This is a genomic window from Pseudomonas sp. GW821-FHT02A11, from assembly GCF_059421985.1.
Genome location: NZ_JBWKWB010000025.1, coordinates 71,779 through 81,403, shown reverse-complemented (window position 1 = coordinate 81,403; position 9,625 = coordinate 71,779). Strand labels below are relative to the sequence as shown.

Annotated in this window: 7 protein-coding genes, 1 pseudogene and 1 riboswitch; of the genes and pseudogenes, 3 read left to right on the top strand and 5 right to left on the bottom strand. The window is 60.4% G+C overall.

What is annotated here, in order from left to right; all coding sequences use genetic code 11:
* Positions 1 to 384: 384 nt before the first annotated feature.
* The gene (locus AC07V9_RS24920) at positions 385 to 1,128 is read right to left on the bottom strand and encodes a methyl-accepting chemotaxis protein (protein ID WP_495018299.1); all 744 of its coding nucleotides are present in this window, start codon (positions 1,126 to 1,128) and stop codon (positions 385 to 387) included.
* A gap of 114 nt (positions 1,129 to 1,242) precedes the next feature.
* Positions 1,243 to 1,437: pseudogene (locus AC07V9_RS24915) on the bottom strand (HAMP domain-containing protein); the annotation flags it as partial.
* Between the two features lie 1,383 nt (positions 1,438 to 2,820).
* Between AC07V9_RS24915 and AC07V9_RS24910 the strand changes: the two are divergent.
* On the top strand, positions 2,821 to 3,639 hold the full coding sequence (locus AC07V9_RS24910; protein WP_495018295.1) for a M48 family metallopeptidase: 819 nt from the start codon (positions 2,821 to 2,823) through the stop codon (positions 3,637 to 3,639).
* 151 nt (positions 3,640 to 3,790) lie between these two features.
* On the opposite strand, the gene AC07V9_RS24905 is transcribed toward AC07V9_RS24910, so the two are convergent.
* From AC07V9_RS24905 to AC07V9_RS24895, 3 genes are all read right to left on the bottom strand, one after another.
* On the bottom strand, positions 3,791 to 4,375 hold the full coding sequence (locus tag AC07V9_RS24905) for a TMEM165/GDT1 family protein (RefSeq protein WP_404633905.1): 585 nt from the start codon (positions 4,373 to 4,375) through the stop codon (positions 3,791 to 3,793).
* Positions 4,376 to 4,448: 73 nt separating this feature from the next.
* Positions 4,449 to 4,588, bottom strand: a riboswitch (yybP-ykoY riboswitch).
* A 38-nt stretch (positions 4,589 to 4,626) separates the two neighbouring features.
* Complete coding sequence (locus AC07V9_RS24900; RefSeq protein ID WP_495018294.1) at positions 4,627 to 5,625, bottom strand: methyltransferase; 999 nt, start codon at positions 5,623 to 5,625, stop codon at positions 4,627 to 4,629.
* Between the two features lie 148 nt (positions 5,626 to 5,773).
* Complete coding sequence (locus tag AC07V9_RS24895; protein ID WP_495018293.1) at positions 5,774 to 6,739, bottom strand: 2-hydroxyacid dehydrogenase; 966 nt, start codon at positions 6,737 to 6,739, stop codon at positions 5,774 to 5,776.
* 89 nt (positions 6,740 to 6,828) lie between these two features.
* Between AC07V9_RS24895 and AC07V9_RS24890 the strand changes: the two genes are divergently transcribed.
* On the top strand, positions 6,829 to 7,458 hold the full coding sequence (locus tag AC07V9_RS24890) for a LysE family translocator (protein ID WP_495018292.1): 630 nt from the start codon (positions 6,829 to 6,831) through the stop codon (positions 7,456 to 7,458).
* Between the two features lie 334 nt (positions 7,459 to 7,792).
* Positions 7,793 to 9,469: a fatty acid--CoA ligase gene (locus AC07V9_RS24885; protein WP_495018291.1), complete on the top strand. Its 1,677-nt coding sequence runs from the start codon at positions 7,793 to 7,795 to the stop codon at positions 9,467 to 9,469.
* Positions 9,470 to 9,625 lie beyond the last annotated feature (156 nt).

Genomic DNA, 9,625 nt, shown 5'->3' with positions numbered 1-9,625 from the left:
GTTGCTGAAGAAAAAGCAGGATTACGACCCTGCCAGACGTTTGGGGGTTGCCCCCCAAACATAGAATCTCCCACAGAGCAGGATCGGGGCCATCTGGAAAAACGCGGTCATGCTTTGAATGATCTTCACAAGCCACTGACTTCAAGCCGTGCACACGTCCAGACCTGTGGGAACTGGGATGTCTGAAACGACTCGGTCATGCTTTGAATGATCTTCACACGCCGCTGACTTCAAGCCGTGCACACGTCCAGACCTGTGGGAGCGAATTCATTCGCGAGCCGGCGGTGTGGGCGAAAGAGATGCGTCGGATGTACTGACGTCTCGCGAATGAATTCGCTCCCACAGTGAACAACGCGGTCTGTCTGGCACACCGCGTTGGTCGCCTCACACCCTGAACTGATTGATCAACCGGCGCTGTTGCTCCGCCAGTTTGGTCAGCTCTGCACTCGCCTGACTCGACTCATCCGCACCGCCCGCCACTTCGTTGGCTACCTGACCAATGTTGATCACGTTGCGGTTGATGTCGTCGGCTACGGCGCTTTGCTCTTCGGCGGCACTGGCGATCTGGGTGTTCATGTCGTTGATCACCGACACAGCCTTGGTAATGCTTTCCAGCGCCTGCGCCGCTTCAGCTGCATGACCCACGCTCTCGTCGGTCTTGTTCTGACTGTCTTCCATGACCTTGACCACTTGCCGGGTGCCGGTCTGCAGCGCCTGGATCATGGTCTGGATTTCCTCCGTGGCCTGCTGGGTTTTCTGCGCCAGGTTGCGCACTTCATCGGCCACCACGGCGAATCCACGGCCTTGCTCGCCTGCCCGCGCGGCTTCAATGGCAGCGTTTAGCGCCAGCAGGTTGGTCTGCTCGGCAATCCCGCGAATGGCCGTCAGGATGGCGTTGATGTTCTCGCTGTCCTTGGCCAGGGTCTGCACCACGCCCACCGCACGACCGATCTCCACCGCCAGTTCGCTGATGGAATTGGAGGTGTTGTGCACGATGCGCATGCCCTGATTGGCTGCATCGTCCGCGTGGTTGGCGGCCTGCGCGGCCTGAGTGGCGTTGCGCGCAACGTCCTGGGCGGTGGCGGTCATCTCATGCACGGCAGTCGCGACCAGATCGATCTCGGCCATCTGTTTATGCACGCCCTTGTTGGTGCGAATGGCGATGTCGGCGGTGTGTTCGGACGAGTCGCTGACCTTCTGCACCGAGGTCACCACCTGGCTGATCATCACCTGGAGCTTGCCGAGGAAGGTGTTGAAGCCCAAGGCAATCGAGCCCAGTTCGTCGGCGCGGTCGGTGGTCAGGCGACGTGTGAGGTCGCCTTCTCCCTTTGCGATGTCGTCAAGCATGGCGACCATTTGTTTCAGCGGACGGGCAATGCCGCGACCGACGAACCAGACGATCAACAGCCCCAACGCCGCGATCAGCAGGCCAACCATGGTCATGCCGAAAATGTCGGTGTCACGCTGATGCGCCAGGTCGGCCTGCAGCTTTTGCAGGTCGGCCATCACCGCGCTGACGGGCATGCGAATCATCAGGGTCCAGCGCGCATCGGTGTCGCCGATGCCAAACGGCATGTACAGCTCGATGTGGCCGTGCGCCTGATCGATGTCGTAACGCACCTCGCCCTTGACGATGCTGCCCAGATTGGCGACTTCGTTGGCGTCGAGGATGTCGGTGGCTTTCTCGCCGAGCTTGCTGGTGTCCCTGGTGTAGGCGACCAGGCGGCCATTGGTGGCGATCAGCGCCAGGTCACCTGCGCCGTTGTACAACTTCTTGTCAGCGGTCTCGAGCATGTCCTGGATGAAGTTCACTGACAGGTCGGCGCCGACGATGCCCTGGAACTGGCCGTCGAGCATGATCGGAGCAATGAAGGAGGAGAGCATGACCATCTTGCCGCCGACGCTGTACGGCGCCGGGTCGATCACGCAGGGTTTGCGGGTCTCGCGCGAGCACAGGTAGTACTCGCTGGAGCGGATGCCGGTGGAGAGGATCTTGGTGTCTTCCAGACTGGCGAGTTTTTCCAGGCTGAAGGTGCCGTCCGGCTTGCGATACCACCAGGCCATCAAGCGACCGTCTTTCGGGTCGACGCCAGTAATCGGCGCTTCGGCGTAGGCAGCGTCATTGTGATCCAGTGCGTTTTGTTCCCAGCCAATGTAGGAACCGAGAATCTTCGGGTTGCGCACCACGGTCTCGTGCAGCACGTTGAGCAAATGCTCGCGGCTGACCTTCACCAATGGCTCGCCTTTGGTGTCCTTCATGCCCAGCGTGGCATTCAGGGTGGCAAGGCCGGCAGCCGTTTGCAGCGGTGCTTCCAGCTCGCGCTGGATTTCGCTGGCCTGGGTGCGGGCAATGGCAGTCAGGCGCTCTTGAATGGCCTGCTCGAATTGGGCGGTCGTCCGTTTCTCCACCAACTCCTGGGTACGAGCGCCGGAAAACAGCGCGTAAAGCACGAGAGCTGCCACGACGCTGAGCACGATAGCGCCCGCCAGTGCGGCAACTGAGAACTGGATCGACTTGAACTTCATAGGGGCTCCGGACGCGGAATGACGTCTGAAGGAGATATCGCCCTGGGCTTGGTTTTTATTAGGCGAAACCGACGAAGTGGCCGTTTTTGATCGGCGTTGGTCGTTATTGGGCATGCCGCTTGAGGCCGACGATTCAAAACGGGGCGGGGGGCCGAAAAATGGGATGAACAATGTTTCAGAGCTGTTACGTCTGTTCGGTTTTTCCGCCTTATTCGTATGGCAAACGGCTGCCATCTGGCATTGATCCCCTCGTAGCGCCTAGGATGTGCACCATTGTGTTAACGGAGATACAAAATGCGTCAGACGTTTGCTCTTTGTGCCTTGAGCGCAGCTTTGCTGGTTGCGGGATGTCAGGCCGTCAATACCACCAGCGGGGATTCGGTGGGGGTCGAACGCAAGCAGTACATGTTCAGCATGCTGTCGACCGATCAGGTCAACCAGATGTACGCCCAGTCGTACCAGCAGACCGTCAGCGAGGCCTCGTCCAAAGGCGTGCTGGACAAGGACAGCGCCGAAGCCAAGCGCGTCCAGGCCGTGGCCAAGCGACTGATCGCCCAAGCGCCGAAGTTGCGCCCTGATGCGGCGCAATGGCAATGGGATGTGAACCTGATCAAGAGCGACGAACTGAACGCCAACTGCGGACCTGGCGGCAAGATCATCGTTTATAGCGGGCTGATCGACACACTCAAGCTCAGTGATGACGAACTGGCCGCGGTGATGGGTCATGAAATCGCACATGCCCTGCGCGAACACGGTCGTGAAGCCATGTCCAAGGCCTACGGCATTCAGATGGCCAAGCAAGGCGCCGGTTCGTTGCTGGGGCTGGGACAAGACAGCCTGGCGCTGGCCGACACCGTGGTCAATTACAGCCTGACTCTGCCCAACAGCCGGGCCAACGAAAACGAAGCGGATCTGATCGGGCTGGAGCTCTCGGCGCGCGCCGGGTACAACCCGAACGCAGCGATTACCCTGTGGCAGAAGATGCAGGCCCAGGCCGGTGCCTCGCAGCCTGAGTTCATGAGTACCCACCCGGCATCGACCAACCGGATTGCCTCGTTGCAGGCGGCGATTCCGAAGGTGATGCCGCTCTACGAGCAGGCGCCGAAGGGGTGAAGTCCTGAGGTTGTGGTGACCCTGTGAGAGCGAATTCATTCGCGATGCGTCAGTCCAGACCAAAGAGATGTGCCGGATGTACTGGCCTCTCGCCAATGAATTCGCTCCCATAGGGGTGAGCATTCCAACAGGTTAGGGGAGGGGGCGGGTGCTAAACCCAGCCACTCACCTGCATTGCCTTGTACACCGCAACGATGGCCAGGATGAAGAACGCACCGGCCGCCAGGCGACGGATCAGCGTCAGCGGCAGTTTTTCCGCAGCGAAATTACCCGCCAGCACCACCGGCACGTTAGCCAGCAGCATGCCCAGGGTCGTGCCCAGAATCACCAGCCACAGGTAGGAATACTGCGCCGCCAGCATGACGGTCGCGATCTGCGTCTTGTCGCCGATTTCAGCGAGAAAGAAGGCGATCAGCGTGGTCATGAACGGGCCGAATTTGCGCGCGGTGTTGGCTTCGTCGTCGTCCATTTTGTCGGGAACCAGGGTCCACAGTGCAGTCGCGGTGAAGCTCGCGGCGAGGATCCAGTGCAGCATGGCGTCGGAGAAGAAACTGCTGAACCAGGCACCCACGGCCCCGGCGGCGGCATGGTTGGCCAGAGTTGCCGCAACAATACCGGCGATGATCGGCCAGGGCTTGCGGAAACGAGCAGCGAGAATAAGCGCGAGGAGTTGGGTCTTGTCACCGATTTCGGCCAGTGCGACGACCGCGGTAGGGACCAACAGGGATTCCAGCATCAGGGTTTTCCTAAGGGGCGGGATCAACACGGCTATGACACGTACAGCCTCCCCGCCCCGGGTCAGGATGTTCGTGTCATAGGTCTTGTCAAACCACCGATCCGTCTGCTGCGGATTCTGGGTCGCACGCACCATGGTCTGAGGACCAAGTATGTTGATGCGTGCCAGACGAGCGTGGCGCTCGTGGGAGACTACTCCCCTAGGACGGAGCGGATTCTGCCTTCGAGAATCCGGTTCGGCAAGCGTTAATTTCAGGCACGTTTGGCGCGGTAAATCCGGAACCCATTCCCTTCGGCCATGACGGCACATACGCCAAGATGTTGCTCGATGATCGGCTGATAGCGCAGGAAACTGTTTGCAACCAAGCGCAGTTCGCCACCTTTTTTCAGATGTTCGCGAGCTTTTCGCAGCAGGTTTTCGGTAGCAGCATAGTCTGTATGGACGCCGGTGTGAAAGGGCGGATTGGTCAAAATCACATCCAGATGCTTGGGCGCTGCATCGATCCCGTCACCGGTGATGACCTCGGCTTGCAGACCGTTGGCTGCCAAGGTCAGGCGACTGCTGGCGGTGGCGAAGGCATCGACGTCGAGCATCGTCACCTGCATGTCGGGGCTGCGACGTTTGACCGTAGCGCCCAGCACGCCCGCGCCGCAACCGAAGTCGAGCAAATGGCCAGTTGGCAGACGATCGAGATTGTCCAGCAGCAGGGCCGAGCCGCGATCCAGACGACCATGGCTGAAGACGCCCGGCAAGCTGACGACTTTCAGTGAGCCGCCTTCGAGCTCGATGTCGAAGTGCTTGGCCAGGCTGCTCAGTTCAATGGCTGGAGGGGCGGCTTCCACGGTCACTTGCCACAGCTGGCAATGGCGCGCGCTGTCGAGCTTGCGCGCGCGACCCAAAGGGCTTAACTGACGAGCGGCGGCCTCGATCCCAGCGCGTTTTTCACCCACCAAAAACAACTCGCGACCGGCCAGACGCGAGGCCAAGGCGTTGATCAGGTAGTCGGTAAGGTCTTTGGCTTTGGGCAGAAAGATCACGGCAGCCTCGAATGGCTCGACCGGGGCTTCGGTGCCGAAATGGGTGCGGCCGCTGAAACGGGCGTCCAGCGCGGCGAAGTCCCCCGCGTGCCAGCTCCAGCCTCGCGCGTTGGGCAAGCTGCCAAGCAGATCGTCGGCTGGCAGGCCGGTCAGCAACAAAGAGCCCTGAAACAGCTCGGCCTGGCGGAGTAACACTTCACTGCGCGGGTCCATCGGAGGCTCCTGAAAAAAGGGCGGAGTTTAACAGGTGAACGGATCGACATACCTGCCTGCAGGAGCGCGCTTGCCCGCGATGGCCGTACATTCACACGCATCTGTGGCCTGAGACACTGCTATCGCGGGCAAGCGCGCTCCCAAGGTCTTAACTGACCACCCGGATTGGTGCGCCAGCAAAGAACGCGCGGGCGTTATCGTTGACCTGGCCGATGATGCGCTGGCGGGCTTCTTGGCTGCCCCAGGCGCTGTGCGGGGTGATGATCAGGCGCGGGATGTCTCCGGACAGCAGCGGATTGCCGTTGACCGGCGGTTCCACGGTCAGCACGTCAGTGGCAGCGCCCGCCAGATGGCCATTGCGCAGGGCGTCGGCCAGGGCCTGTTCGTTGATCAGCCCGCCGCGCGCGGTGTTGACGATGAAGGCCTTGGGCTTCATCAGGCTGAGTTCGTGGGCGCCGAGCATGTCGCGGGTGTGTTCGTTGAGCGGGCAGTGCAGGGTCAGGGCATCCACCTGCGGCAGCAGTTCATGCAGCGGCACGCGATCCGGACGGGCAGGGCGACCGGGGATCTGGCCCAGCAGCACGCGCATGCCGAACGCTTCAGCCAGCTTCGCCACCGCGCCACCCAGCTCGCCATGACCGAGCAGGCCCAGTGTCTTGCCTTCCAGTTCGACGATGGGGAAATCCAGCAGGCAGAACTGCTTGGATTTCTGCCACTGACCCTGATGAATCGCCTGTTGGTAGTCGGGCAAGCGGGTGGCCAGCGCCAGCAGCAGCATCAAGGTGTGCTGGGCAACGGAAGGGGTGCCGTAACCCTGGCAATTGCTCACCACTACGCCATGTTTGCGCGCGGCTTCAAGGTCCACATTGTTGACACCCGTGGCGGTCACCAGCACCAGCTTCAGATCCGGACAAGCCGCAAACGTGGCGGCATCGATCAGTATCTTGTTGGAAATCGCCACCTGAGCGCCTTGCAGCCGCTCGATTACCTGGTCGGCAGTGGTGCTGGCATGCAGGGTCAGTTCGCCGAAGGTTTCACGCCATGGATTAAGGTCCAGATCGCCCAGATCCAATGAGGTGTGATCGAGGAAAACTGCTCTGCTTGGACTGGACATCAGCTGTACCTTTTGCTCGAAAGATGAGAGGCGTAAGGTAGCGAACGTAACAGCGCATGTCATTGGCGAAAGAGCTTTGGAGCCCCTCGATGTACTGGACGGAATTTTTCACCGTTGCCCTGATTCACCTGCTGGCCGTCGCCAGCCCCGGTCCCGATTTCGCCGTCGTGGTGCGTGAAAGCGTGACTCACGGTCGCAAGGCCGGCACTTACACCGCCATGGGTGTGGGCACCGCGATCTTCCTGCATGTCGGCTACTCGTTGCTGGGCATCGGACTCATCGTTTCGCAGTCCATCGTGCTGTTCAACGCGCTGAAATGGGCCGCTGCCGCGTACCTGCTGTACATCGGCTTCAAGGCCCTGCGCGCCAAACCGGCCAGTGCGTCAGATGCGCCGATCAACATCGCTAAAGGCGAGCGCACTGCCCGTGGGGCCTTTACGGCAGGGTTCGTGACCAACGGCCTGAACCCCAAAGCCACACTGTTTTTCCTGTCGCTGTTCACCGTGGTGATCAACCCGCACACGCCGCTGCTGGTGCAGGCCGGTTATGGCGTTTACCTCGCGGTGGCGACCGGCGTGTGGTTTTGCCTGGTGGCGCGGTTGTTCAGTCAGGAGCGCGTACGTGCAGGTTTTGCGCGCATGGGGCACTGGTTTGACCGAGCCATGGGCGGCGTGCTGGTGGCGCTGGGGCTGAAGCTGGCGCTGACCGAGATGCATTGATTCAACGCCATCCCCAAGCCGGACGGTGAACCCTCTGTGAAGCGAATTCATTCGCGATTGGTCGGTACATTCGATACACATTTGTTGTCTGTCAGCCGCATCGCGAATGAATTCGCCCCCACAGGTTTACGTTCAGGCCGCACTCATCTCTTCCCTGGCAACCCGGCGAAAACCTTCTGCGCAGCTGGCTTGATGCCGTTTTGCCCTTTCAAATGGCGTAATGCCTGCCGGGTCACTCGTCATTCGAATCATCCCTTTGGCTGATTTGACTGGCGACTGAAGGCTCTAGAGTGCATATTTTCGGCACCGCCATGCATCTTGAAAAGGGATTCCTATGCTGCAGACACGCGTGATTCCGCCAGCTGATGGCGCCTACCAGTACCCTCTGTTGATCAAACGCTTGCTGATGTCGGGCAGCCGCTATGAAAAAACGCGGGAAATCGTCTACCGGGACCAATCACGCTATTCCTATCTGACCCTGAACGAGCGCATCTGCCGCCTGGCGAACGTGCTGACGGAAGCGGGGGTGAAAGCGGGCGATACCGTGGCTGTCATGGATTGGGACAGCCACCGGTATCTGGAATGCATGTTTGCGATCCCGATGATTGGCGCGGTGATTCACACCATCAATGTGCGCCTGTCACCGGACCAGATACTGTTTACCATGAACCACGCCGAAGACAAATTCGTGCTGGTCAATAGCGAATTCGTGCCGCTTTACAATTGTTTCGCCAGCAAACTGACCACAGTCGAAAAGACCCTGCTGCTCACCGATACCCGCGACAAGACCGCTGATTTGCCTGACCTGGTCGGCGAGTACGAAACCCTGCTCGCCGCTGCCGCTTCGACCTATCAGTTCGAGGATTTCGACGAGAACTCGGTGGCGACTACCTTCTATACCACCGGCACGACGGGTAATCCGAAAGGCGTGTACTTCACCCATCGTCAGTTGGTGCTGCACACCATGGCCGTGGCGACGATCATGGGCAGCGTCGAAGGCCTGCTGGGCACTGACAAGGTCTACATGCCGATCACCCCGATGTTCCATGTGCATGCCTGGGGCGTGCCCTACGCGGCGACCATGCTCGGCGTGAAGCAGGTCTATCCCGGCCGCTACGACCCTGAGTTGCTGGTGGAGCTGTGGCGCAAGGAGAAGGTCAATTTCTCCCACTGCGTGCCCACCATCATGCAAATGGTGCTCAACGCCAAAGCGGCCAAGGACGTCGATTTCACCGGCTGGAACATCATCATCGGCGGCAGTTCGCTCAACCGTTCGCTGTATGAGGCGGCCAAGGCCAAGGGTATTCAACTGACGGCGGCCTACGGCATGTCTGAGACGGGGCCGCTGGTCTCGGTCGCGCACCTCAACGACGAACTGATGGCAGGCAGCGAAGACGAACGCACCACCTACCGCATCAAGGCCGGTGCGCCAGGCGTATTGGTGGAAGCGGCAATCGTCGACGCCGAAGGCCATTTCCTCCCCGCCGATGGCGAGACCCAAGGCGAGCTGGTGCTGCGCGCGCCCTGGCTGACCGAGGGGTACTACCGAGAACCGCAGAAGGGCGCCGAACTCTGGGCCGGCGGCTGGTTGCACACCGGTGACGTGGCGACCCTGGACAGCATGGGCGGCATCGACATTCGCGACCGCATCAAGGACGTGATCAAGACCGGCGGCGAGTGGGTTTCGTCACTTGAGCTCGAAGACCTGTGCAGCCGTCACCCCGGCGTGCGCGAAGTGGCGGTGGTGGGGATCGCCGATCCGCAGTGGGGCGAGCGGCCGTTCGCGCTGCTGGTGGCGCACGAAGGGCATGTCATTGATGCCAAAGCGTTGAAGGAACATCTCAAGCCTTTCGTGGAACAGGGGCACATCAACAAGTGGGCGATCCCGAGCCAGATCGCCCTTGTTACCGAAATTCCCAAGACCAGCGTCGGCAAGCTCGACAAGAAGCGAATCCGCCTGGATATCGTCGAATGGCAGAGCAGCAATAGCGCGTTTCTCTCGACCCTTTGATTGATCTTTTTTCGCGCACATTGCCATGATTTCAGTCATAGCAATGTGCCGCGAGCCCTCTCCCACGGCGTCTGTCTTGCCAATATCCGAAATTCAGCCATCCTCCCTCTGCCGCGCCGGTGGGCACGTCGAAATCTGCGTGCCAGAGGCGTTGAC

Bases quoted from the DNA above. Each gene is read 5' to 3' on its own strand.
- AC07V9_RS24895 (WP_495018293.1), bottom strand. From the start codon at position 6,739: ATGTCCAGTCCAAGCAGAGCAGTTTTCCTCGATCACACCTCATTGGAT.
- AC07V9_RS24890 (WP_495018292.1), top strand. From the start codon at position 6,829: ATGTACTGGACGGAATTTTTCACCGTTGCCCTGATTCACCTGCTGGCC.
- AC07V9_RS24900 (WP_495018294.1), bottom strand. From the start codon at position 5,625: ATGGACCCGCGCAGTGAAGTGTTACTCCGCCAGGCCGAGCTGTTTCAG.
- AC07V9_RS24905 (WP_404633905.1), bottom strand. From the start codon at position 4,375: ATGCTGGAATCCCTGTTGGTCCCTACCGCGGTCGTCGCACTGGCCGAA.
- AC07V9_RS24885 (WP_495018291.1), top strand. From the start codon at position 7,793: ATGCTGCAGACACGCGTGATTCCGCCAGCTGATGGCGCCTACCAGTAC.
- AC07V9_RS24920 (WP_495018299.1), bottom strand. From the start codon at position 1,128: ATGGCCGAGATCGATCTGGTCGCGACTGCCGTGCATGAGATGACCGCC.
- AC07V9_RS24910 (WP_495018295.1), top strand. From the start codon at position 2,821: ATGCGTCAGACGTTTGCTCTTTGTGCCTTGAGCGCAGCTTTGCTGGTT.